Origin of the sequence: Streptomyces davaonensis JCM 4913 (assembly GCF_000349325.1) — a bacterium.
Classification (GTDB): Bacteria; Actinomycetota; Actinomycetes; order Streptomycetales; family Streptomycetaceae; genus Streptomyces; species Streptomyces davaonensis.
In genome coordinates this window covers 146,272-170,270 of the sequence record NC_020504.1, presented here as the reverse complement: position 1 = coordinate 170,270, position 23,999 = coordinate 146,272, and the positions used below count along the sequence as shown (strand labels likewise).

Here is a 23,999-nt window from a genome sequence, read left to right as displayed (position 1 = left end):
AGGCTAGGCTGGGCTTGTCATGGTCAAAGTAAAAGTGCTCGGATCCTTCCGGATCGAGGTTGACGGCCGCCCGGTTGACGTGAGTGGGCGCCTGCCCCGGATGCTCCTGGCACAACTGCTGATCGCCCGCGGGGCCGTTGTGCCCACGGACCGGATCATCGAGCGACTGTGGCCGGCAGAGGTCCCGCCGAGCGCCCAGGCGACTTTGCATGCGTACGTCGCGCGTCTGCGGCGTGCCCTGGAACCGCAACGGCCACCGCGGGCTCCCGCGCGAGTGCTGACCAGCGCGCCGTACGGCTATGCCCTGGTCCTGGAACAGGACGCGGTGGACGCCTGGGTGTTCGAGCGGCGAGTGGTGGACCGCACGGCGGGGGAGCAGACGGCCAGGGACGTCGTGGGGCTGGCCGAAACGCTCGCCTTGTGGGGCGGGCAGCCGTACGCGGAGTTCCTGGACGAGCCGTGGACCGTGGGCGAGCGTGTCCGCCTGGAGGAGATGCACCGAACTGCCCGTGAATGGCTTGCGGCGGCCCGCCTTGGTTCCGGACTGGTGGATCAGGCTCTGGCCGACGCGGACGCGCTGACGCAGGAGCAGCCGCTGCACGAGGAAGCCTGGCGGCTGATGGCGCTGGCGCTGTGGGCCAAGGAACGCCAGGGGGATGCCCTGGGCGCTCTGCGACGGGCTCGGCGCGCGCTCGACGAGGAACTAGGGGTCGAACCCGGAGCCTCTTTGGTGGAGTTGGAGCAGGCTCTGCTGCACCAGCGCCTGGAGGTGCTGCATCGGGCGACACGTATGGGTAGCGCGCCGGGGACGCCGACCGTGCTTGTGGCCGACCGGCTCCTGGGCCGTGAGGCTGAGCTGGGGGTCCTGGCGGCTGCGGCGGCCCGGGCACGGGAGGGCCACGCCCAGGTGGTCCTGGTCTCCGGTGAGGCTGGTATCGGCAAGTCGAGCCTGCTGGAGACGGGCATCAACCAACTGCGCTGGCAGGACTGGCTGGTGGGGTTCGGGCAATGCCCTGAGACAGACGGCGCCCCACCCGGTTGGGCCTGGCTCGACATGCTTCCCGGTCTCGCGCGGGTTGCCCCGCCCGGCCCGTATGCCGCGATGCTGGCGCCGCTTCTCACCCCCGACGACGCATACGGCTTCGCGCAGTCCGACGGCAGCCCCGCCCAGCGTTTCCGCCTGCACCGAGCGCTCGTCGGCTGGCTCCGGGAGGCGGCCCTGCGCCGTCCGCTGGCGATTGTGCTGGACGACCTGCACCGAGGCGACCAGGAGAGCGTCGAGCTGTTCCTGCTATGTGCCGAGCAGCTGCGTGATGTACCGGTGCTGCTGGTGGGTTCCTACCGTGCCGGAGAAGGCGACCTGACCGGTGCGCTGGCCCGGCTGGCCGTCCTCGCGCCCGCACGGTTGGCCCTCGGCGGGCTGTCGGAAGCCCAGGCGAAGGAACTGCTGCGGCGCGGCGCATCCGACATGAGCGATCACGTCGCGACGGCTTTGGCCGAACGCGCCGGAGGCAATCCCTTCTACCTCCGAGAGAGTTCGCTCCTGCTGGCCGGTGAGGGCGAGCGACAGGCGCTGGCAGCCGTTCCCCAGGGGGTCCAGGACGTGCTGAAGCGCCGACTGGCTCTCCTGTCACCTGCCGTCACGGCCGGACTGCGTCTTGCAGCCGTCGCCGGGCGCGAGAGCTCGCTCACGCTCCTTCTGCGCGCGACGGACAGTGACCCCGAGCAGCTTCTCGACGCCCTGGAGGCGGGCGTCACGGCAGGATTGCTCACCGAACCCCGCCCTGGCACGGTCCGCTTCACTCATGCTCTGGTACGCGACGCTCTCGCCGGTGACCTCACACAACTGGGGCTGGCCAGGCTGCACTCCCGCCTGGGCAGGGCCCTGATTTCCCTCGGCTCCGACGACGTCGCCGCCACAGCCCATCACCTGCTGCAGGCGGCTCCGGTCGTGACCGCCGACGCCGGGCCTGCGGTCCGCCATGCCCTGCTGGCGGGCGAGCAGGCAGTGCGCCGCTATGCCCCGCAGAACGCCGAGGCCCTGCTGAGCGCTGTGCTCGACCTTCTCACCGGCCACCCCGGGGCCTTCGCCGATCAGGATGCCGCCCGGCTGCGAGTGACGGCTCTGGGTCAACTAGTGGACTGCCGGATCCGCATGGGGGCGATCGTCCCGGCGCGGGAGGCCCAACATGAGGCCGTGCGCGTGGCCCGGGCGGAAAGGCGGGCCGACGGGCCGTCCGAGATCCACGAGGCTGTCGAGGCCGGACCTGCTGCTGCCTTGCGTTCTGATCTGCTGATCGCCGCGTATACGACCTGGACCGAGCCGACCCCCTGGCGGGTGCGCGCGTACGCGGTGTCCGACCCCGAGGCCGTCGAGGAACTGGACATGCTGCTGGCGAGCCGGGATCTCACCGACCGGCAACGGTGTCTGCTGCTCGACCAGCTGGCCGACGCCCTCGACGACTTTGACCCGCGCGCCGTGGAAGTGGCACTCGAGGCGGTGCGGTTGGCCCGCGCCGCGGGCGAGCCCCGGCTGCGAGGGCTGACCCTCACCTCACTGTTGCGCCGGATCGACTGCGACCTCGACCCGGAGACCTACGGGCGGCTCCACCTCGAACTCGCCGAGGTAGCCGCTGCCGAGGACAGCCCCGAGTACTCCTGGATGAGTCACTACATCGCCGCCCGGACCGCCGCCGGCCGCAACGACCCGGCGCAGATGGAGCGTTGCCTCGCCCGTGCGGATGACATCGCCCGCACCTATGAGCTCCAGGGCCTGTTCGCGGTGGCCCGGCTACGGCACTGCATGCTTGCCATGGCACAGGGCCGGTTCGAGGAAGCGGAGCGGACTTTGGCGGCGGCGGTGGACGAACTCCGGGCACGAGGGGCCGTCGATCTCAGCGGCCTGGCCGCCCTGAGCATGGGCTGCATCCGGGTCCAGCAAGGACGCCTCGCCGAGATGCTGCCCATGGTGCTCGGGGTGTGGGAGCAGTACCAGCCGGTCAATGAAGCTCTCACCGCGCTCTCCCTGTCCGCCGCGGGACGACTCGAAGAGGCCCGTGCCGTCCTGAACCAACGTGTCCCCATCCAGCGCGACTTCGCCTATGTGGTATTGACGCAGCTCCGCGGTATGGCTGCGGTCGCCTTCGACGACCGCACGCTTGCCGGTGAGGTCTACCAGGACCTGTTCCCCCTGCACACCCTGGCAGGGGGCGTGAGCAACCTTTCCATGGCCTTCCGGCCCGTCGCGCAGACTCTCGGAGAACTCGCCCAGTACCTGGACCGCCCCGAACAGGCCCGCCACCACTACCTCGAGGCGGAGCGGGTGGCCGCCGCATGGAATTCCGCGCACTGGGCGGACGCTGCTCGGACTGCTCTGGCAGGACTGCCGCAGGTGTCCGCGTAGCCGATGCTCACCTCATACCGCAGAAACCGGTTCGACGAGCTCGGCCAGGAACGCTGCCGCGAGTTCGAGGAACCTCTGAGGTGAGTCGGTCGTCAGCTGGAGGTCCACGAGCACCTCGTCGTTGTCCGCCGTGCACATCAGCCTGAGATGGTCGCAGACCTGGCGAACGGTCCCCCGTTGGAACGCCTCTGCGGCATCGGCCCCGGACGCAGTGATCTCAGCGTTGACGCGGAACACCCGGCGCAGGCCCGCCGGGTCACGCCCTGCCCGCTCGGCGGCCTTTGCCGCGACGGCCCAAAGACCCTGGAAGTAGGACAGCGGCATCGAGGCCCCCAACCAGCCGTCCGCGCGTCTGCCGACGCGCTCCAGCGCGGGTGGGGTGAAGCCGCCCAGCAGCACCGGCGGCCTCGGACGCTGCTGTGGTTTGGGCAGGATCGTCGACTCGGGAATCCTCCACAGCGAGCCCGCGTGAACGACGGGATCGGACTGCCATACGGCGTCGAGAACGTCGAGGGTCTCCTCCAGCCGTGCGCCACGGGCCTGCCAGGGCACCCCGGCGGCCGTGTACTCCTCGCGCATCCAGCCCAGCCCGAGCCCCACGTCCAAGCGCCCGTGACTGATCAGATCGAGCGTCGTGAGCGAGCGGGCGAGCAGCAGGGGAGGCTGCCACAGGGCATTGAGCGTGCTGCTTCCGAGCCGGACCCGTTCGGTGACCGTGGCTGCCACGGTCAGAGCGAGCAGCGGGTCGAGGTGGGTGCCGTACTGCAGCGGCATCGGCTTGCCACTGATGTACCCCTCGGGAGGGATGATCGGGGCCAGAAGCCGATCGGCCGCCCAGAGACTGTGGCAGCCGAGCGTTTCCAGTGCCGCGCACATCGTGGCGGTGCGGTCAGGGTCGGCGAACGGGCCGAACTGGGGGACGGCGAATCCGATGCGCATCGGTGAAAGTTCCTCGATCGGTACGGGAGAGGGGCGTGCCACGGGACCGTCAGGCGAGAGACCGGGGAACGGTTGCACGGGCAGTGACGCACGGACGGGCCTTCGGGCCAGGACGGCGGTCAGCCAGCTGCGTACCCTCCGCGGACTCGCTGGATCTCGCGGCGATACTGCCGTTGCCCCAGGAGCTTCCACAGCAGCCGGGCAGGGAGCGGCAACCGGGCAAGGAACTCTCGACGCTCGTCCGCCGGGCTGTCCTCCAGGATGGCGCCCAGCGCGATCATCAATCGGTTCCGCGGTGTCTCGGCCAGGCCCCGCTCTCCCACCGCATGCCACTGCTGCTCGGTCACGTGGAGGGCGACCAGCGGCATGACCTCCCTCTCCTCCTCGTCGAAATGGGAGCACAACTGCAGGTGGTGCTGACGCAGCGCCTCCGCGAGTTCGTCACGCACCTCGGGCCGGGCATCCGGCTGCCATCGGTCCATGAGCCTGTGGACCGCGGCGATCCCCTCATCGAGTGCGCGGTGCTGCGCCTGCATCGCCCAGACCTGCTCGGCAGCCAGGTGCAGACGGGGCAGCAGCACAGGCCACAGCAGCTCGTCCTCGCCGGCGTGGTGGGTGTGCAGGCCCTCGGCGTACAGCCGCCAGTGCTCTGCGAGGATCAGGCAACGAGCGCTGTCGCCGGGGCTTACGCCCTGGACGAGCTCAGCCAGCAGGCGCGACTCACGGCGGAACACTCGATGGACCATCGCCATCTCGCGGGTGTAGGGGTGCACGGTGGATCCGGATGTGTTGCTGGAGGTCATGGCGCTCAGTGTGCTGAGCCCAATTGCAGAACCCTTGTAAAGGACTTGCCGGGCAAGTAGATGAGCCGGGCGAGCCGCGTGTCGAGGGCAGCGGCCTGGACGCGGGATGGCAGGGTCACGCCGGCGGCGGTGTCGAAGACGCTGGCGGCGGTGAGCAGCACGGTCGGCGGCAGAGCGAGGGTGTCGCAGCTGACCGGTGCGGCCGGCAATGCGCTGCCCGGCGGTACGGCCACCGGTTCCGGCCTCCTGCTGCCCGCGCTCGGCGATGCCGGCCTGCCGCCCGGGGGCCGGGAAGCGGCTCGCTGTGTGCCTGCGCGACCGCCTCGGTGCCGCGCAGCCTGGCCGGCTCGCCGCGTTCATGCTCCGCCGCCAGGGCCCGGCGGGCCCTGGCGCGGTGGAGTGCGGTGTGCGCGGGGTCCGGGTCAATGACGGCCGGTATTCCTTGCGTAATCCGGACAACCGTGACGCGATGCCTGATTGTCGGCCGTCCTGGACCCGGCCCATGCCGGCACCCCCGGCGGGGGGTGCCCCTATGAAGCTTCTATGTCCCGTCAACCCCCAATTTTGCCGCGGCGGCGTTGTTGAGGTGGCGGTAGAGGCGCCGGGCGAGGTAGCGCTTGAGGCAGCGGCGGATCTCGCGGTCCGTCTTGCCCTCGGTCCGCCGTCGGTCAACGTAGGCGCGGGTATGCGGGTGATGCACCATGCGGACCATCGCGATGACGTTCAGAGCGCGGTTGAGACGCCTGTCACCGCCGCGATTGAGGCGGTGGCGAGTGGTGTTGCCCGAGGAGGCGGGGATGGGGCTCACACCGGCGAGGGCGGCGAACGCGGCCTCGTCACGGACCCGTCCCGGGTGGGACCAGGCGACCAGGACGGTGGCGGCGGTGACGGGGCCGATCCCTGTTTCCTCGGGGAGGCCGGCCGCAGGGCTGGCGTCGACGAGCTCGCCTATCCGCTTTCATGTTGTCTGCGATTTCGGTGTCAAGGGCGAGGATCCTCTTGGCCAGACGGACGGCCTCGGTGCGGGCTGTCGTGGCGGCGAGGTCCTCCTCACGGGGGCGCCAGCGGGCGATTTCGCCGATCTGCCTGGCGCCGAGGGGACGACGGGCGTCTATGCCGAGGTCGGCGATGCGCACGAGGGCAGTCAAGGCGTTCACGGCCCTGCTCCGCTCGCTGGTGAGCCCGTCTCGGGAAGTGAGGAGGATCTGTGTTGCCGCCCGCACCCCCTCGTCCATCCGCGGAGTGCGCAGCTGTTCTTCGGGGAGCGGAAGCACGGCAGCGGCTATCCGCTGGGCGTCGATCGGGTCGGATTTGCCGATGCCGCGGCGGCCAGCGAGCACGGCGTAGGTATGCGTCTTGGCGTGGGTGTCGACGCCGATGACGAACGAATGCGCGTGGGCGACAATGGTGTTCACGCGATCAGGGTTCCTCTCCGTGAGGCGGTGGTCCCGGTCGCTGCGGACCGGCGCCGTGCCCGGGAGAGGCCACTTCGAGGCAGAACTGTGACGGGCCACGGCCCTTTGGGGCCAGGCAGGCTTCTTATCAGGCCACCGAGGTGGGCCGGGTCGGCGCCGGTCGCCCGCCGCAGTCGGACAGTTCATAGGCAAGGCACCCTCGGGGGCCACTTTTGTCACGAGTCACGACTACGACGAGGCGACCGACGCCGACCCTGCCAGCCGGTCCCGGACCAGCCAGATGAAGACTCACAGTCTTTCGTCAATCTGTGGGGGCGGGTTGGGGGTCGTAGAAGGTGCCGTCGCGGAGCATCGCGAACAGCATGTCGGCTCGGACCGGCGGGGCCCTGCGGCTTGGTGCGCGGGCGTGGGGGACCGGACGGGCTGAGGTGGGGGGGGGGGAGGCGGGGTGGTGGCCGCCGGATGGTCACACGCTGAGCGCCTCCCGGACGGTCTGTTCGGCGTCCGTGCCGCCCACGCCGGAGGAGGTCACCCGGCCCGCCTCCAGGACGCAGTAGCGCTGGGCGGCGCGCATGGCGAAGCCGACGTGCTGCTCGACGAGGAGGACGGAGAGTCCGCCGCCCCGGGTCAGGGCGAGGACGGTCTCCTCGATCTCCGCGACGACGGAGGGCTGGATGCCCTCGGTCGGCTCGTCGAGCAGGAGCAGCCGCGGCCTGGTGATCAGGGCGCGGGCGATGGCCAGTTGCTGGCGCTGGCCGCCCGAGAGCAGGCCGGCGCGGCGGCTGGACACCTCCCGCAGGACGGGAAAGAGGTCCAGCACCTCCGCGATCGCCATCCTGCCCCCGCCGCGGCCGTCGGCGACCAGTTGCAGGTTCTCGGCGGTGCTCAGGTGCGGGAAGGACTGCTGGCCCTGCGGGACGTACGCCATCCCGCGGGCGACCCGCTGGTGCGGGGCGAGGCGGGTGATGTCCTCGCCGTCCAGCAGCACGCTGCCGCTCCTCGGCTTCAGCAGGCCCATCGCGACGCGCAACAGGGTGCTCTTGCCGGCGCCGTTGTGCCCAAGGACTGCGGCGACCCCGTCCTTCGGGACGGTGACCGTGACGTCGTGCAGGACGGGGCTGCGGTCGTAACCGGCCCGGACGTTTTTGATCTCCAGCATGGCGTCAGGCCTCCTGTGTCGACGCGACGGGTGCCGAGGACGCCACCTCGGGTTCGGAGGCCCGCCCGAGGTAGACCTCCTGGACCTTGGCGTCGGCCTGGACCTCGTGGACCGTGCCCTGGCTGAGCATCCTTCCGGCGTGCAGGACGCTGACACTGCGGGCGAAGGAGCGCATGAAGTCCATGTCGTGCTCGATGACGACGACGGTCCGCTCCTTGCTGATGCGCTGCAACAGCTCGCCGGTCGCCTGGCGTTCGTCGTGACTCATCCCCGCCACCGGCTCGTCGAGCAGCAGCAGCCGTACGTCCTGCACGAGCAGCATGCCGATCTCCAGCCACTGCTTCTGACCGTGGGCGAGGACCCCGGCCGGACGGTCGCGCAGCGCGGACAGACCGATCGTCTCCAGCGCCTGCTCGACCGGCTCCGGGACGCCCTTGCGGCGCCGCAGCATGGTCCACGGACCGCGTCCAGCGCCGGCAGCGATATCCAGGTTCTGAAGTACCGTCAACTCCTCGAAGACCGTGGCCGTCTGGAACGTACGGCCGATACCCATCCGGGCAATCGACTGCACCGACCTGCCCAGCAACTCCCGGTCGCCGAAGCGAGCCGAGCCGCCGGCCTTGACCAGGCCGGTGACGGCGTCGACCAGTGTGGTCTTGCCGGCGCCGTTCGGGCCGATGAGGAATCGCAGGTCGCCGGGGTGGATGTCCAGGTCGACGCCGTCGACGGCGGTGAAGCCGTCGAAGGTCACGCGCAGATCGCGGATGGTCAGTCCCTCGCCACTCATGCAGTCTCTCCTGAACTGATCGGGCGGGTACGGCGGTTGCGTACGACGGTCGTCAGGGAGGCGAGGCCGCCTGGCAGGAAACCGACCGCCAGCACGAACAGCAGGCCCTGCAGATACGTCCATGCGGCCGGGAAGGCGTCGGACAGCGTGCTCTGCGTCCAGGCGACGGCTACCGCGCCGAGCACCGCCCCCACCAGCGATGCCCGGCCACCGACCGCCGCGCCGATGACGAAGCCGATGGACGGCACGATTCCGATCAGGGCCGGGGAGATGATGCCGACGGCCGGGACGAAGAGGGCCCCGCCGAGCCCCGCCAGACCGGCCGCGACGACGTACGCCACCAGCTTGACGTTGGCCGGGTCGTAGCCGAGGAAGCGCACTCGCTCCTCGGAATCCCGTACCGCGACGAGGAGTTCGCCGTACCGGCTGACGAACAGCTGACGGACCAGGACCATCACCAGCAGCAGGGCCGCGGCGATGATGAAGTACACCGTCCGCTGGTTGACCGGGTCGCGCAGGTCGTAGCCGAAGAAGCCCTGGATGTCGGTGAGGCCGTTCGTGCCGCCCGTAGTGGCCTGCTGGCCGATCAGCCAGATCGCCAGGGCCGCGGCCAGGGCCTGGCTCAGGATCGCGAAGTACGCGCCCTTGACCCGGCGGCGGAAGACGAAGAAGCCGAGCACGGCGGCGACCGCCATGGGCAGCAGCACCGTCATGGCCAGCGCGAACCATGGGTTCGCGAACGGTTGCCACCACCAGGGCAGCGTGTCCGAAGTGCCGTACAGCTGCATGAAGTCGGGGAGCGTCTCGCCGGTCGCGGCGGCGTCCGCCAGCTTGAGGTGCATGGCCATGGCGTAGCCGCCGAGGCCGAAGAAGACGCCCTGGCCGAGCACCAGCAGCCCGCCGCGGCCCCATGCCAGACTGACGCCCACGGCCACGATCGCGTAGCACAGGTACTTGGCCAGCAGCGAGAGCCGGAAATCGGGAAGGACGAGTGGCGCCACGCCGAGCAGCAGGACGGCGCCGAGGAGGAACCCGCCGGGCACCCGGAAGCGCGTCAGCACACCGGGTGCCGGAGTCTTGGCGGCGGCGGGGGTCACGGTTGTCGTCATGCCAGGCTCCGGGTGCGCAGTGTGTACAGGCCCTGGGGGCGCCACTGGAGAAAGGCGACGATCGCCACGAGGACGACGACCTTCGCGACGCTGATCGTCGTCGAGTACTCCAGCACCGCCTGGAGCACACCGAGCACGAAGGCGGTGATGACACTGCCCTTCAGCTGCCCGATGCCGCCCACGACCACGACGAGGAAGGCGTCGACGATGTAGTTGGTGCCCATCGTCGGGCCGATCGGGCCGACCAGGGTGAGGGCGACACCGGCCACACCCGCGAGGCCCGAACCGATGAAGAAGGTCGTACGGTCGACCCGTTCGGAGGCAATGCCGGACACCTCGGCGAGGTCGCGGTTCTGCACGACGGCCCGGATCCGGCGGCCCAGCGGCGTCAGCCGCAGCACGAGTGTGAGGCCGAGGACGCAGCTCAGGGCGAGGCCGAGGATGAACAGCCGGCTGGTGGCCAGGGTGAAGCCGGCCACCGAGATGTTGCCGGTCAGCAGATCCGGGGCGCGGGTCTGCACGTTGGGCGCGCCGAAGATGTCACGGGCGAGCTGCTGGAGCATCAGGGAGACGCCCCACGTCACCAGCAGCGTGTCCAGCGGCCGGGTGTACAGGCGCCGGATCAGCAGCCATTCCAGCAGTGCGCCGAGGCTGCCGGCCACGAGGAAGGCCAGCGGCAGCGCGACGAGCAGCGAGACGCCGGCACTGCTGATGGACTTCTGCAGGACGTACGTCGTGTAGGCACCGGCCATGATGAACTCGGCGTGGGCCATGTTGATCACGCCCATCTGACCGAAGGTCAGCGTCAGTCCCAGGGCGATGAGCAGGAGGACGGCACCGATGCTGATGCCGGTGAAGGACTGGTTGAGGATGACCGTCATGAAGCGGCTCCGGGTCGGGGACGGGCGTGCGGTCCGGGGCGCGGCCCGGCCTCGGCGACGAGGCCCGGGGACTCGCGCGGGGCCGGGGCTCAGGAGAGACCGGAGGCCCAGGTGTAGCCCTTCAGATACGGATCCGGCTTGACCGGCTTGCCCGAGTTCCAGACCTCCTCAATGAGGCCGTTCGCGCCGACCTTGCCGATGCGGGCCGTCTTGTACACGTGCTGGGAGGCGCCGTCCACGGTGACCTTGCCCTCGGGGGCGTCGAGTTCGATGCCGTCGGCGGCCGACTTGACCTCGGCGACGTCGAACGAGCCGGCCTTCTCGACCATCTCCTTCCAGAGGTAGACCGAGACGTACGCGGCCTCCATCGGGTCACTGGTCGGCTTGTCCTTGCCGTACGCGGCCTGATAGGCCTTCACGAACTCGGCGTTGGCCGCGCCCGGGCTGGTCTGGTAGTAGTTCCAGGCGGTCAACTGGCCCTCCAGATACTGGGTGCCGATGCTCTTGACCTCCTCCTCGGCGATCGACACCGACAGCACCGGCATGCTCTTCGCGGTGAGCCCGGAGGACTTGTACTCCTTGAAGAAGGCCACGTTGCTGTCGCCGTTGAGGGTGTTGAACACCGCGTCGGCACCGGAGTCCTTGACCTTGTTGACGATGGTGCTGAACTCCGTGGAGCCCAGGGGCGCGTAGTCCTCCCCGACCACCTCCATGCCGTTGGCCTCCGCGTACGCCTTGATGATCTTGTTGGCGGTGCGCGGGAAGACATAGTCGCTGCCCACCAGGTACAACCGCGTCAATCCCTGCTTCTTCAGGTAGTCGAGCGCGGGCACGATCTGCTGGTTGGTGGTCGCGCCGGTGTAGAAGATGTACGGCGACTGCTCCAGGCCCTCGTACTGCACGGGGTAGAACAGCAGCGACTTGTAACGCTCGAAGACCGGCTTGACGGCCTTGCGGCTCGCCGAGGTCCAGCAGCCGAAGGTGGCGACGACCTTGTCATCGGTGATCAGGCCCTCGGCCTTCTCAGCGAAGGTCGGCCAGTCGGAGGCGCCGTCCTGGCTGACCGGCTTGAGCTTCTTGCCGAGCACCCCACCGGCGGAGTTGATCTCCTTGATGGCGAGGAGCAGCGAGTTGTGGACGGTCACCTCGCTGATGGCCATGGTGCCCGACAGCGAGTTGAGCAGACCGACCTTGACGGTGCTTCCGGAGGTGTCGGCCTTGGCCTCGGTGCCGGACGATGTGTCGTCGCCGGTCTTGGCACCGCACGCACTGAGGGCGGCGGACGCGCCGATGGCAGAGACGCCTGTCAGAAGACCACGACGGCTGATGCTGGGCCCGGACATGCAGTACCTCCTTGCCCCGAGGGGGCGTGGGAACGAGAGGAAGAATCGGGGACGGGGATGCGCGGGCACTCAGCGTGTGAAGGGCGGCTGCGTGGGCGCGCGCATTCCCAGCCGTACGGTGCGGTGGCGGCCGAGCTGGTCGTCTGAAGTGCGGTCACAGACTGCGCCCGCGCTGTTACCCCGGCGTTTCGGTGCCGTTGATGAGTAATTTCTTTTGGAAGCAACTCGGTGCGAACCACGCCGTGAGCCGACGTCTCGGATGCCCAAAAGACCACTGGTGGGGGCACACTTGGGGCCGGGGAAGGGCTTACTTCCCCTGGAAAGTACCTCCCGAAGGGAGGTAGGGTCGGCGCTGTGAGCCGCTTCTTCGTGGCCTGCCGAGGAGGATCGAAGTGCTGTCAGAGCCGCCGCACGATCTCCCCCGACTGCTCAGCAGCGCGGAGCGGTTGATGACCCGTCGGCTGGCCGCCGCGCTGGAGGACGAGCACTGCTCCGTCGAGGAGTGGCGGGTGCTGGCGCTGCTCTCGGACAGCCGCGGACACACCATGTCCGACATCGCCTCCTACGCCCTGATGCCCGCGCCCAGCCTCACCAAGCTGGTCGACCGGATGGTGTCGGCGGCCCTGGTCTACCGCCGCAAGGACCCGGGGGACGGCCGGCGCGTGCTGGTCTACCTCTCCGCCCGCGGCCGGACCCGGCACCGTGCCGTGTCGGTGCCGGCGCAGCGAGTGCACGAGCAGGTGCTGGGCGAGCTGTTCGGCGTACAGGAACTGGCGGACGGCCTTGCGCGGCTGGAGTTCTTGCTGGAGCGCGGCTCGGAACAGGTCAGAGCTGAGCGGTGATCTCGAAGTCCAGGGCGTCCGCCCGGGCGAGATACAGCCGTTGTTCGAGATGGTTGCCCCGCAGCCGCAGGGCGCCCCGGGGGCCCTCGTAGCAGATCGTCTCGTCCGGGCCCGCCGGCGCCGAAACGCCCAGCGAGCCGCGCCGTTCGGCGAGCGCGCCGAGCAGCAGGAAGCCCTCGAAACAGGACTCGCCGAGACTCCCCGCGACCGGCGCCTCGTCACCGAAGCGGCGGGCGTAACGGTGGCCGAAGGACAGGCTCTCCGAGGTCATCAGGGAGTCGAAGTACCCGGCCGCCGCCCACAGTCCCTCCGACGCCTCCGCGCCGGAGGCGAGCAGCAGGTTCTCGTCCATGTGCGTGCTCAGCCGTACGCACCGCTGATGCAGGCCCGCCGCGGTGAACGCCCGGTTGAAGCGCACCGCGTCGTCCCCGAGCAGCAGCATCAGTACCGCGTCCGCCCCGCATGCCTCGACCCGGCGCACCACGGGGCCGAACTCCGCGGTGTCCAGGGGCACGAACACCTCGTCCACCACGCTGCCGCGGCACTCGCCGGCGAACCGGCGCGCGGTACGTGCGGTCACCCGCGGCCAGACGTAGTCACTGCCCACCGTGCACCAGCGGCGCACACCCGTGGACTCGGCCAACAACCTCATCGCCGGAGCGAGTTGCTGGATGTCCGTCTCCCCGGTGAGGAAGACGCCGGGAGTCTCCTCGCCACCCTCGTACTGGGCGGTGTAGATGTACGGCACCCGGTTGGCGATCCGCGGTGCCAGCGCCTGGCGTACCGCGGAGTCGTGCCAGCCGACGACCGCGTCGACCGCGCCGAGCGCGACCAGGCCGGCCACCTCGTCCGCGACCTGCCGGGGTGCGGCGCCGCCGTCCACGACGACCAGCCGTACCTCCCGGTCCAGGATGCCGCCCCCGGCGTTGAGTTCCTCCGCGGCCAGTTGCGCCGAAAGCTCGCAGGACAGTCCGAAGATGCCGGCCGGTCCGCGGAGGGGGATCACGAGTGCCACCAGGAGCACGTCCCGGCGGCTCGGGGACAGGTGTGCTGCCGTCGAGTGCACAGGGCACCTCCGGGGATTACGCGGCGTCCGCGGAGTTCAGCCCCGGCACCCTTGCTGAGGACCTCCCGCACCGACGGAGCCTAGACCGGTGCGGGGGCCCTGACAATGCGTGGAGGTCTGACCGCCTGAGAGGGCTTGCGCGGCAGCTCGGCGCAGCGGCTGGTCGCCGCCGCTCAGGCGCACACCCGCCCCAGGGATGCCACCTGCTTCAGCCTTGCCTCGTCGGTCGGCGGCGCCCTGGACCGACCCGGGCCGGCGCGACATGGAGGGAGGCGAGGGCAGCTTCCCAATGTGGCCCCCGTCAGAGGTCGTTCTCTTTCCGAACCTCGTGTGCGGATTCCGCCGTTCAGACGTGGGATTGCGACTGCCACGGAAGCCACGGAAGCCTCGAGGCGTTGCTGATCGGGCTGTCGTGGGGGCGTCGGATGCCATCGATGCGAGCGGTTCTGGAAGCGCGGCGGAAGGCCGCGATGGTGCGGGTGGAGGAGCGCGATGCCGAACTCAAGCGGGTGCAGGCGGACTTGGCTGACGCCGAAGAGGTCCTCAGGCGGCGAGTGATCGGGCTCGAGCTATGTCTGGAGGCTTTGGCCGAGGAGGAAGCGCCCGCAGTGGCGGTCGGCACTCCATTGCGAGGGAAGCCGGTAGGCCCGCGTCGTGCGGTGCCGCATCGGCACAACGCGGCAGGGTCGAAGAGCTGTCGCTGGACCTTCCTGTTGCGGATGGTGAGGAAGCGCTGCCCTGCCCATGGCGTGGGGCCGTCGGGGAAGACGGAGAACCGGCGTGCTTGGCCGACCTGTTGGAGAAGTTCGGTGACGAAGCCGCTGAGCTGGGACACAAGGGCCTTCCGGCGGCATTGGCGAGCTCGGGATCGTGCTGCGCGGCGTCCAGCAGTATGAAGGGGGTTGGGCGGCAGTTGGGCGAGGATAGGTCCTCGAACCACGGGCGCAGCCACGCCTCGGTCTCGCGTGTGGCGCGGACGGTCGCCCCGGGTCAGGTCTCCGGCCCCCGCATGGGGGTTGTCAACTGCTGGTTCTCGAAGTCGGGTGAGTGAGCGTAACCATGCATGAGTGAGTGTCGTTGTTGGAGTGTGAATCTGACGGAGTGGGCGAAGGCGCAGGGCGTGCATCCGCAGACCGCGTATCGCTGGTTCCGTGAGGGGACGCTTCCGGTACCGGCTGAGCGGGTCGGGCCACGCACGATCCTGGTGAACATCGACGCTGCCGCGGCGCCGGAGGCGGTCGGTGGTCTCGGCCTGTACGCCCGTGTCTCCTCCCATGACCAGAAGGCTGATCTGGAGCGTCAGGTTGCCCGGTTGTCGCAGTGGGCGGCCAAGGCCGGTCACCGCGTCGTGCGGGTGGAAGCGGAGATCGCCTCGGGAATGAACGGTGCCCGGCCGAAGGCGAAGCGGTTGCTGGCCGACCCCGCCGTGACCACGGTCGTGGTCGAGTACAAGGACCGTCTCGGCCGAATGAACGTCGAACTCGTCGAGGCCGTCCTGTTCGCGACCGGGCGTCGCCTGGTGGTGCTGGATGACGGTGAGGTCGAAGACGACCTGGTGCAGGACATCGTGGATGTGCTGACGTCGTTCTGTGCCCGCCTGTACGGCCGGAGGTCGGCGAAAAACCGCGCCAAGAAGGCGCTGGAGGCTGCCGAGCATGGCTGAGAAGAAGCCGCTGAGGCAGATTGCCCGGCCGTTTGTCGCCGACGGCCCGTCCGGTGTCAGCATCCGGGACCGGCTCAAGGGCTTCACTGTGCAAGATGAGCAGGTCTTGCGGGCCGTGGGCGCTCACATGGGTCGGCTGGCTTCCGCGGATCTGGCCCGCCGCTGCCGTGACGGCCTGGACCATTCCACCGATACGTGGGCTGAGCGGAAGCGGGAGCTGACGGCCGCCTCGTCATCGCGGTGGGCGGGTTCGGTCACCTCCAACACCCACGACCAGTGGGGCCTGTCCCGCCGCGCCCAACACGCTCACCTGCAATCGCTGGACACCGGCATCGCGACGGTGCGGCACCGGCTGTCGCTGCCGATCGGGGAGACGGGCTGCAAGGGGAAGCCCGGCGGCTACCGCTCCAAGGGCGAGTGGTTCGCCAAGACCCGCCGCCTGGCCATCCTCGAAGACCGCTACGAGCAGGTACGCGCCGAGCGTGAAGCCGGGCGTGTCTCCGTCGTACGCGGCGGCAGGCGACTCCTCAACACCCGCCACAACCTGGACGCGGCCCAGCTGACCGAGACCGCCTGGCGTCAGCAGTGGGAGGCCACCCGCTGGTTTCTGACCGCTGACGGCGAGTCCGGCAAACGGCACGGCAACGAGACGATCCGCGTCACCCCCGACGGCGAGATCAGCATCAAACTTCCGGCGCCGCTTGCTGATCTGGCCAATGCGAAGCGCGGACGGTACGTCCTCGCCGCGAAGGTGTCGTTCCCGCACCGTGGCGAGGAGTGGCGCGACCGGATCGAAGAGAACCGGGCCGTGGCCTACCGCATCCACCTCGACGTGACCCGTGACCGCTGGTACCTCGACGCCAGTTGGACCCGCAAAGACCTCCCCGTGATCCCGCTGGACGCCCTGCGCCCCGACGGTGTGATCGATGTCGACACGAACGCGGACCATCTGGCCGCGTGGCTGCTCGACGAGCACGGCAACCCGACCGGCAGCCCCCGCCGCATCGACTACGACCTCACCGGCACCGCCGACCACCGGGACGCGCAGCTCCGCCACGCCCTCACCCGGCTTCTGCACTGGGCCAAGACGACGGGCGTGCAGGCCATCGCCATCGAAGACCTCGACTTCACCGACTCCACAACCCGCGAGAAGCACGGCCGGAACAAGAAGTTCCGGCAGCTCGTCTCCGGCATCCCCACCGGCCGCCTCCGCGCCCGCCTGCTGTCGATGTGCGCGGAGGCCGGAATCAGCGTGATCGCCGTCGATCCCGCCTACACCTCGATGTGGGGCGCACAGCACTGGCAGAAACCGCTGACCAGCAAAAACCGTAAGACTTCCCGACACGCCGCCGCCTCGGTGGCGATCGGTAGGCGCGCCCTCGGACACGCGATCCGGCGACGGACGACACCGCCCCCTGCACACCAGAGTGATGTGCAGGGGCATCGGACCGCCCAGGCCCGACCGCGTGACCGCAGGCGTGAGGAAACCCGCCCCCGCATGCCCGGACCACGGACACGATCCGTGCAGCCGGACGCGGAGCGAACGCGGGCGACCAGGACATCCAAAACCGTTCGGGATGTCCGCAGTGACCAGGGCTGGGTCCAAGACTCACTCCTGCTCACTGATTAGGAACGGTGCCAGACAGGACGCCGTGCCGGACCTCCCCGGGCGCCCTGCCGGCCGGGGAGACGGAATGCCCTTCCTCACCGCCCGCATGGGAGAACGAGCCGCCTTGCGCGCCGCCCTGCTGGCCGAGGACAAGTCGCTGGTGGCGGAGCCGACGAAGACCCCGACCTCTACGCCGCACAGCGAGCTGGGCGCGTGGTGGGAGCGCCGGTTGGCCAGGGGGTCAGGCCGCCCGAGCGCCCGTCGTGGTTGGTGGCCGAGCCGACGATCACCGCCATGACCGGTACCCAACAGCGCCTGCTGCTGGAGACGAGCCGGCAGGCGCTGGAGAGCGCGGGCCCCAGGCGGAAGTCGACCAGATCCGCGTCGGCGGCGGTGCCCTCGTCGCCGCAACTGCCGAAGTCCGGGCCGCGGTTCGTCCCTGTGCGCATGAGTCCATGATGCGGCGACCGGCGCCACCAGCAAATAGGGTGATGCTGCAGGGCAGTTGATTCCCTTGGTGCTCCGGCTCGTCTTTCTGGGGGTTGGGCGGGCACTCTGCCGTACTCGATGTTGACGGGAGCCGACGTACCGGAACGTCCGATCCTCGCGCTCCTGTTGCAGCACACCCACGGGTTCGCCCAGTGGGAGCGGGCACACTGTGCACATCACGGGTTAGCGGCCCGGAAACGTCCGCAGTCCAGAATCGGCGCTGTGGTTCAGTACCGAGAGGTGCACGGCTACCGGCGGGCCTACCGGATAGAGGGGGACGGGCCGCCGCTGCTTCTCCTGCACGGAATCGCGGACAGCTCCGAGACCTGGTCGGAGGTGATGCCCGCGCTGGCCGAGCACTACACCGTCATCGCCCCCGATCTGCTCGGGCACGGCGAGTCCGCTCGGCCGCGGGCTGATTACTCCATCGCCGCGTACGCCTGCGGGATGAGGGATCTGCTGACGGTGCTCGGAGTGGACCGGGTCAGCGTTGTCGGGCACTCACTAGGTGGCGGAGTGGCGATGCAGTTCGCCTACCAGTTCCCCGAGCGGTGCGAGCGGCTGGTGCTGGTCAGCAGCGCGGGCATGGGGCCGGAGGTGCATCCGATGTTCCGGGTGGCCGCGGGGCCGGGGGCGTTCGCCGGGATGTATCTGCTCACCTCGCCCCTGGCCCAGACGGTGGCCGCGATCGCCGAACCGCTCGTCCGGCTGGTCGGCAGCGGGGGCTTCGGCCCGGATCTGCCCTATGTCATGGACCGCTACCGGCGCTTCGCCGACGCCGCTGCCCGGCGCGCCTTCCTGCGCACGATCCGGGCGGCGGTGGATCTGCGCGGCCAGCACATCACCATGCTCGACCGGGGCTACCTGGCGCGGCATCTGCCCACGCTGATCATCTGGGGCGGGCGGGACAGCATCATCCCGGTGTCGCACGCGGCGGCAGCGCACGAGGCGCTGACCGACAGCCGGCTGGAGATCTTCGAGGCGTCCGGCCATTTCCCCCACCACCATGAGCCCGACCGGTTCGCCAAAGTGGTGCTGGACTTCCTGCACACCACCGACCCTGCGGACTACGACCGTTCGGTGTGGCGCGAAGAACTCCGCAACGGCCCACCGCCGGCCACCGTGGAGGAGCCGTCCAGCGGGAGCTGAAAGAGCGTTTTGTCCCGGCGGGGTTGTTCGGTTCGAGGTTCAGGTGTCGCGCCAGTTCGGGGTGGATTCGCGGGTGAGTCTGCGGCTTATGAGGTCGATCATCGCGACGTGGATTATGGCTTCGGAGCGGTGAGGGCGGGTTTCGTAATCGCGGGCCAGGCGGCGGTGATGCATGAGCCGGCCGAAGGCCCGCTCGACGACCCAGCGCCGCGGAATCACCTCGCTGGTCCTTGGCGGCCACGAGATCGGGTGTCCAGCGCAGCGAACTGTGGGTGCCTCGCAGGGCGGCTCGCACTGGCTCGGTCAGCACGCCCTGGCCCCAGAGGCTGGCTCGCCTTCCTGCGCTCGCTCATCGCCCGCGGCCTCTCCGGCGTCCAACTCGTCATCGGCGATCAGTACGTGCAGGGGTGCCGTCGTTTCTGTGGGTCGGGTCGCGTCCGGCGTGCGCGGACGTTCTCGGGAGGGCTTGTCCGAAGGCTGTGTGAGGGCTGGGCGCACCTGCCGCGGTCCGAAATTCGTCCGCCCAACAGGCAACTCACACACCACATTTACCCCTCTCACGGGTTGGTCACAGATCCGCTCGGTCCCGGGGGTTGACCGGTGGGTCATGTGCTGTCCGATCCGATGCCACTGACCATGGCACTCGCAGACGAGGAACCGATGACCAGTCAGCACCAACGCAAGCGTGTGAAACACTCGGCACTCGCCGCTTCTGCCGCGCTAGCCGTCGTGGCCGCAGTGGCGGCCACCGCTCCCGGCGCCGGGGCGGCGCAGTCGGGCACGCCCGGTACGCCGAAGCTCAAGCTGATCGCCGCTTCGAGCGCCGTGACGCTGGACCGCTGGGAGGGGGAGGGGGAGCGGGGCGTCTTTCTGGACCTGGGGACGTACGTCACCGTCGACGGTGCGCCGCTGGAGTTCAAGGTCAAGCGTAAGTCGTACAAGGATCCCGTCGTCGCCCAGCAGGTCCTGCGGGACGGCACGAAGACCACGACCAGGGCTCTGCCCGCCGGCCTGGTGAAGGACTTCTCCGGCCTGCCCGGCTTCCTTGAGGTGTCGGTCAAGAATGCGGCCGGCCAGGAAGTGGCCAAGACCAAGGGCTCCTTCTGCCCGAACAACGCCTCCGGCCGCATCCGCCCCGACGCTCCGGCGAGGTCCCACTATCCGGAGAGCTGCCCCACCAATCCGTTCACGCTGGGCTCGGTGTGGGGCGTGGAGAAGGGCTGGGCGTCCAACTCCAGCACCGTCGATTACGACAAGCCGCTGGACCTGCCGGTCGGCCAGTACACGGCGAAGGTGCGGGTCGCGAAGAAGTACCGGGACCTGTTCGGCATCCCCGACGACCGGCCGACGATCAAGGTGACGGTGCGTGAGGAGACCGGCGGGGGCGGGGGCATGGGCCTGACGGCCCGCTCCGGCCACGGTGCGCATCACGCCGGCGGCCCGGCGGGCGACCACTACGGCCCCCGGGGCGCCGACGCCCCCACCCCGGGCGCCCTGTCGCACGCGCTCGAAGACCGCGGCCTGGCCCACCACCTGGGCGACGGACGCGGCCACACCGACGGCTCGCGCATCGCGCCCGCGCTGAAGGCCGCCGACAAGCGGCCCACCGGCCGGGCGGGCGTCCCGGCGAACGTGCCCAAGCCGGACCTGCGCTCGCTGCCCGCCTGGGACATCGCCATCACCGACGGCGAGGACGGCGACGTACCCGGCAAGGACTACCTCGCCTTCAGCGCCAACGTCTGGAACGCGGGCCCGGCCCCCCTCGTCGTGGACGGCTTCCGCAGCCCCGGCAAGGACCTGATGGACGCTTACCAGTACTTCTACGACGCGAGCGGCAAGCAGGTCGGCTACACCCCCACGGGCACGATGGAGTGGGACCCGCGCATCGGGCACGAGCACTGGCACTTCACGGACTTCGCCAGCTACCGGCTGCTGAGCGAGGACCAGACCAAGGAGGTCCGCAGCGGCAAGGAGGCGTTCTGCCTGGCCAACACCGATGCCGTCGACTACACGGTCAAGAACGCCAACTGGCACCCGTACAACACGGACCTGTCGACCGCCTGCGGCGAGCAGAACTCCATCTCCGTCCGCGAGGTCCTCGACGTCGGCTCCGGCGACACCTACACCCAGTACCGCCCCGGCCAGTCCTTCGATATCACGGACCTGCCGAACGGCACGTACTACATCCAGGTCATCGCCAACCCGGCAAAGCGCCTTCAGGAAACCAACACGAAGAACAACGTGGCCCTGCGCAAGGTCGTCCTCGGCGGCGAGCCGGGCAAGCGGACGGTCAAGGTACCGCCGCACGACCTGATCGACGCCAGGTGATCGACGCCGGGTGAGCGGCACCGATCCGCAGACCGCTTGAGCGCCCCCTGACTGCGCGCTGTACGGGATGCTGTTGGCCCATTGAGGGCCGTGCGTGACGGCGGTCCCCAAGACCCGGTTGGGGTCTTGGGGACCGCCGTTGTCGTATGAGGGAGGGCGTCGATGTCGATGCAGCCGATGGAGCCGGTTGAGGTGCCGGCGAAGGCGGCGCGGGTGGCGAAGGCGACGTTTCCCAAGGGCAGTTGGGCGATCCGGCTGCGGGACGAGTTGGGCGCGCTCTTCTGAGCCCCCTGTCTGCCTCATGACGACAACGGCCGTGGAGCTGTATGGCGGGGCGATCAGTTGGCGGCGAGGTGGGCGAGGGGGGTGGGCGGTTCGGGGAGCGATGCGGTTTGGGTGCGCCAGAGGCGGGTGGTGGTTGCGGCGGTCCTGTGTGCCTGTCCGAGGTAGTTCTCCGGCTGGGTGTGAAGGCCGGGCAGGAGTGTGTCGAGGCGGTGAGGGGTCCACCCGGGTCAGGTTGGTCTGCGGTGCGGTCGTGGTCGTCGTCCGCCTGCTCGGGCGGCCGGTGCCGCAGCCCGCGTGCAGGACCCGGTCACCCGGCTTCGCGCCGGTGAGCTGGGTGAGGGGGACCAGGGCGCGGGTGCGGGCCTCGAAGAGTGCGAGGCCGTCGAGGAGTTCGCAGGTGCGGGGGTGTTGTGGTTGATGTGGGTGTGTGCGGGTGGGGCTTGTCCGGGGTGAGTTGTCCGGGGTTCGTGGGGGTGTTCCCCGGCGCCCGCCATGGGCTGGACTACCGTTTCTCGTAGGGGTTTTCGGGCTGCTCGACCTGCTTGACCTCGGTGGCGGAGAGGACGGGCGGCCATGCCTGGTCCGAGCCGGGTTCGCCGTTGGGGACCCAGGTGCCGGTGACGGTCACCCAGCTGTCGACGGCGGGTGCGTGCGTGCCGTGGATTTCGACTTTGTCGGGGCGGGCGTCGGCGGCGCAGCAGGAGATGAGGAGCCGGGTCAGGTACCAGGTGCTGTCGTCCTTGGTGACGAATCCGGTCATCCGCAGGGTGCGGCCTTCCATGGTGCGGCTGCTGTCGTAGAGGGCGCGGGAGGTGAATTCGCTCAGTGTGATCTCGACCGGGTCGCCCTTGGGGAGATCCGGGAACGTGCCGATGCCCTGCGCCTCGTACCGGGCGGCGGCGTCCCGCTCGGCGCTGTAGGAACCGAGGGCGGGCGGCGGGAAGAGCAGGAGGGCGAGCGCGGGGACGACGAGGAGCCAGGCGACACGGGGGCCGTCGCGATGGTCGTGGCCGTGTCCGTCGCCGTGCTCGTGCTCGTCGGGGTGCGGGTGGGCCCCGGCCGCGGCGAGTGCACTCACCACCCCCAGGACCAGCAGCAGCACGCCTGAAGCGATCAGATACGGGCGCAGCCCGGGCTGCACATACCGCAGATACAGAGTGCTGAACAGCGAGATCCGCAGCAGCGCGCCCGCACACAGGGCCAGCACCAGGGCCGGACCGTACCGCCTCACAGCAGCCACCATCCCACGAGCACACTGCTGACCACCGCGACGGCCCACGTCGCGGCCGAGAACCGGACGGCGAAGGCCCGGCCGAAGGTGCCCGCTTGCAAGGCGATCAGCTTCAGGTCGACCATCGGCCCGACGACCATGAACGCCAGCAGCGCGGTGGGTGAGAAGCTGCTCATCGACGCGGCGACGAACGCGTCGGCCTCACTGCACACGCACAGCACCACGGCCAGGACGGCGAGCAGCAGCACCGACAGCCAGGGTGAGCCGGTGAACAGGTCCAGGACCGAGCGGGGTACCGCGATGCTGAAGGTGGCCGCGGCCGCCGCACCGACGACCAGGAAGCCGCCCGCGTGCAGGAAGTCGTGCTGGAGCCCGGCTTGGAAGGTGTGCAGACGGGTCCCGGACGCGCCGTCCCGCGGACGCGTCCCGGGCAGCCGCAGCCACTCATCCCGCCCGAACCGCGCCCACAGCCAGCCCATCACCACGGCCGTGGCCAGCGAGGCGACGAGGCGGGCGAGCACCATGGCAGGGCTGCCCGGGAAGGCGATGGAGGTGGCGACCAGCACCACCGGGTTGATGGCAGGCGCGGACAGAAGAAACGCGAGCGCGGCGGCCGGAGCCACCCCGCGCCGCATCAGGCTCCCGGCCACCGGCACGGAAGCGCACTCACAGCCCGGCAGGACGACCCCCGCCGCTCCCGCGACCGGCACGGCGAGAGCCTGATGGCGCGGCAGCAGCCGGCGGAAGACCTTCTGCGGTACGAACGCCCCGATCGCCGCTGACACCAGCGTGCCCAGCACCAGGAACGGAACCCCCTGCACGACGACCGCCGTGAACACCGTCCACCAGGCGGCCACCGGCGGGGTGTAGAGGTCGAGGGCGAGGACCGGCCCGAGGACCGAGGCCACCGTGGCAATCACGATCAGTGCTGCGCCGCCCACCACCCCGTACGCGAGGGCACGCGTGGTGAGCCGTATCGCATGGGCGACAGAGCCCGGCCGGCTCTGAGCGTATTCCTGGTTGTCCACGCCTCTCGTTCCCCGCCCCGTCGCTGGTCGGATCCCCTGCGCCTCCCGGAGGCGGAAGCGTACCGCCCCCGACGGGGGCGTGGCTGGGCCGGCCAGCGTGGAAAGGACATGCTCCATGGTCATGAACCCGAGGGCGGCGCCCGTTTCGCCGGTTACGGCGGCCAGGTGGCTGCCGTCGCTGCGCAGGGCGGTGAGGGTGTCGTCGGGCGGGGTGTCGGTGCGGACCCGGGTGACCGGGTGCGGGGGCATGAAGAATCCTGGGGTCCTGTCATGGACCTGGACGAGCCGCCGGGCGCGGAGGCTCCCACGACACCGGTGGTCAGCCCCGGCTCGAGGAAGTCCGGTATCTGAGGGGGAGTCATCGCAAGGCCACGTGTGATATCTGGGCGGACAGTTCATCGCCCCGCGGGGCCCTGTCCCCGCAAGAACAGCGGCGCCCGCCACGGACCCCGTGTGGGACAGCCTCCAGC

General features: G+C 69.8%; 19 protein-coding genes and 3 pseudogenes. 8 read left to right on the top strand and 14 right to left on the bottom strand.

Annotation, left to right across the window (positions count from 1 at the left end):
- Positions 1-100 precede the first annotated feature (100 nt).
- Positions 101-3,403, top strand: coding sequence for a BTAD domain-containing putative transcriptional regulator (locus BN159_RS00750; RefSeq protein ID WP_162146269.1), 3,303 nt, complete (start codon positions 101-103; stop codon positions 3,401-3,403).
- Positions 3,404-3,415: 12 nt separating this feature from the next.
- Here the strand turns inward: BN159_RS00750 and BN159_RS00745 are convergent, their stop codons facing one another.
- The 9 genes and pseudogenes from BN159_RS00745 to urtA all read right to left on the bottom strand — a co-directional run bounded on the left by BN159_RS00745 (position 3,416) and on the right by urtA (position 11,839).
- Positions 3,416-4,342, bottom strand: coding sequence for a TIGR03619 family F420-dependent LLM class oxidoreductase (locus BN159_RS00745; protein WP_015654942.1), 927 nt, complete (start codon positions 4,340-4,342; stop codon positions 3,416-3,418).
- A gap of 119 nt (positions 4,343-4,461) precedes the next feature.
- Positions 4,462-5,145, bottom strand: a complete 684-nt coding sequence (locus BN159_RS00740) for a hemerythrin domain-containing protein (protein ID WP_015654941.1) — start codon at positions 5,143-5,145, stop codon at positions 4,462-4,464.
- A gap of 5 nt (positions 5,146-5,150) precedes the next feature.
- Positions 5,151-5,378, bottom strand: a complete 228-nt coding sequence (locus tag BN159_RS46380; protein WP_015654940.1) for a hypothetical protein — start codon at positions 5,376-5,378, stop codon at positions 5,151-5,153.
- A 308-nt stretch (positions 5,379-5,686) separates the two neighbouring features.
- A pseudogene (locus BN159_RS00735) lies at positions 5,687-6,560 on the bottom strand (transposase).
- Positions 6,561-7,026: 466 nt separating this feature from the next.
- The gene (urtE, locus tag BN159_RS00730; RefSeq protein WP_015654937.1) at positions 7,027-7,719 is read right to left on the bottom strand and encodes an urea ABC transporter ATP-binding subunit UrtE; all 693 of its coding nucleotides are present in this window, start codon (positions 7,717-7,719) and stop codon (positions 7,027-7,029) included.
- 4 nt (positions 7,720-7,723) lie between these two features.
- Positions 7,724-8,506, bottom strand: a complete 783-nt coding sequence (gene urtD / locus BN159_RS00725; RefSeq protein WP_015654936.1) for an urea ABC transporter ATP-binding protein UrtD — start codon at positions 8,504-8,506, stop codon at positions 7,724-7,726.
- Positions 8,503-9,615 carry an urea ABC transporter permease subunit UrtC gene (urtC, locus tag BN159_RS00720; RefSeq protein ID WP_015654935.1) on the bottom strand — a complete coding sequence of 371 codons (1,113 nt, stop codon included), beginning with the start codon at positions 9,613-9,615 and terminating at the stop codon, positions 8,503-8,505. The genes urtD and urtC overlap by 4 nt, the downstream gene beginning before the upstream one ends.
- Positions 9,612-10,496 (bottom strand): urea ABC transporter permease subunit UrtB, encoded by an 885-nt coding sequence (urtB, locus tag BN159_RS00715; protein WP_015654934.1) that lies wholly within the window; start codon positions 10,494-10,496, stop codon positions 9,612-9,614. The genes urtC and urtB overlap by 4 nt, the downstream gene beginning before the upstream one ends.
- 89 nt (positions 10,497-10,585) lie before the next feature.
- Positions 10,586-11,839, bottom strand: a complete 1,254-nt coding sequence (gene urtA / locus BN159_RS00710) for an urea ABC transporter substrate-binding protein (protein WP_015654933.1) — start codon at positions 11,837-11,839, stop codon at positions 10,586-10,588.
- Positions 11,840-12,231: 392 nt separating this feature from the next.
- Between urtA and BN159_RS00705 the strand changes: the two genes are divergently transcribed.
- Positions 12,232-12,681, top strand: a complete 450-nt coding sequence (locus BN159_RS00705) for a MarR family winged helix-turn-helix transcriptional regulator (RefSeq protein ID WP_015654932.1) — start codon at positions 12,232-12,234, stop codon at positions 12,679-12,681.
- Here the strand turns inward: BN159_RS00705 and BN159_RS00700 are convergent.
- The gene (locus tag BN159_RS00700; RefSeq protein ID WP_015654931.1) at positions 12,665-13,747 is read right to left on the bottom strand and encodes a substrate-binding domain-containing protein; all 1,083 of its coding nucleotides are present in this window, start codon (positions 13,745-13,747) and stop codon (positions 12,665-12,667) included. The genes BN159_RS00705 and BN159_RS00700 overlap by 17 nt on opposite strands.
- A 434-nt stretch (positions 13,748-14,181) precedes the next feature.
- On the opposite strand from BN159_RS00700, the pseudogene BN159_RS46695 reads away from it, so the two are divergent.
- The 3 genes and pseudogenes from BN159_RS46695 to BN159_RS00685 all read left to right on the top strand — a co-directional run.
- Positions 14,182-14,434: pseudogene (locus BN159_RS46695) on the top strand (hypothetical protein); the annotation flags it as partial.
- Between the two features lie 400 nt (positions 14,435-14,834).
- On the top strand, positions 14,835-15,410 hold the full coding sequence (locus tag BN159_RS00690) for an IS607 family transposase (RefSeq protein WP_041818670.1): 576 nt from the start codon (positions 14,835-14,837) through the stop codon (positions 15,408-15,410).
- Positions 15,403-17,040, top strand: coding sequence for an IS200/IS605 family element transposase accessory protein TnpB (locus BN159_RS00685; RefSeq protein WP_015654929.1), 1,638 nt, complete (start codon positions 15,403-15,405; stop codon positions 17,038-17,040). The genes BN159_RS00690 and BN159_RS00685 overlap by 8 nt, the downstream gene beginning before the upstream one ends.
- A 167-nt stretch (positions 17,041-17,207) precedes the next feature.
- Here BN159_RS00685 and BN159_RS00680 read toward each other — a convergent pair whose 3' ends face one another.
- Positions 17,208-17,468, bottom strand: a complete 261-nt coding sequence (locus tag BN159_RS00680; RefSeq protein WP_015654928.1) for a hypothetical protein — start codon at positions 17,466-17,468, stop codon at positions 17,208-17,210.
- A gap of 262 nt (positions 17,469-17,730) precedes the next feature.
- Between BN159_RS00680 and BN159_RS00675 the strand changes: the two genes are divergently transcribed.
- Positions 17,731-18,657, top strand: coding sequence for an alpha/beta fold hydrolase (locus BN159_RS00675; protein ID WP_231905546.1), 927 nt, complete (start codon positions 17,731-17,733; stop codon positions 18,655-18,657).
- Positions 18,658-18,696: 39 nt separating this feature from the next.
- On the opposite strand, the pseudogene BN159_RS00670 reads toward BN159_RS00675, so the two are convergent.
- Positions 18,697-18,879 (bottom strand): annotated as a pseudogene (locus BN159_RS00670) (IS5 family transposase); the annotation flags it as partial.
- Positions 18,880-19,293: 414 nt separating this feature from the next.
- Between BN159_RS00670 and BN159_RS00665 the strand changes: the two are divergent.
- Positions 19,294-20,985: a lysyl oxidase family protein gene (locus BN159_RS00665; protein WP_086016498.1), complete on the top strand. Its 1,692-nt coding sequence runs from the start codon at positions 19,294-19,296 to the stop codon at positions 20,983-20,985.
- A gap of 162 nt (positions 20,986-21,147) precedes the next feature.
- Complete coding sequence (locus BN159_RS47355) at positions 21,148-21,270, top strand: hypothetical protein (RefSeq protein WP_015654924.1); 123 nt, start codon at positions 21,148-21,150, stop codon at positions 21,268-21,270.
- A 502-nt stretch (positions 21,271-21,772) separates the two neighbouring features.
- Here BN159_RS47355 and BN159_RS00660 read toward each other — a convergent pair.
- Positions 21,773-22,501: a TIGR03943 family putative permease subunit gene (locus BN159_RS00660; protein ID WP_041818669.1), complete on the bottom strand. Its 729-nt coding sequence runs from the start codon at positions 22,499-22,501 to the stop codon at positions 21,773-21,775.
- A complete protein-coding gene (locus BN159_RS00655) occupies positions 22,498-23,652 on the bottom strand; it encodes a permease (RefSeq protein ID WP_408055026.1) in 1,155 nt (384 codons plus the stop codon). Before BN159_RS00655 ends, BN159_RS00660 begins: the two co-directional genes overlap by 4 nt.
- Between the last annotated feature and the right edge of the window lie 347 nt (positions 23,653-23,999).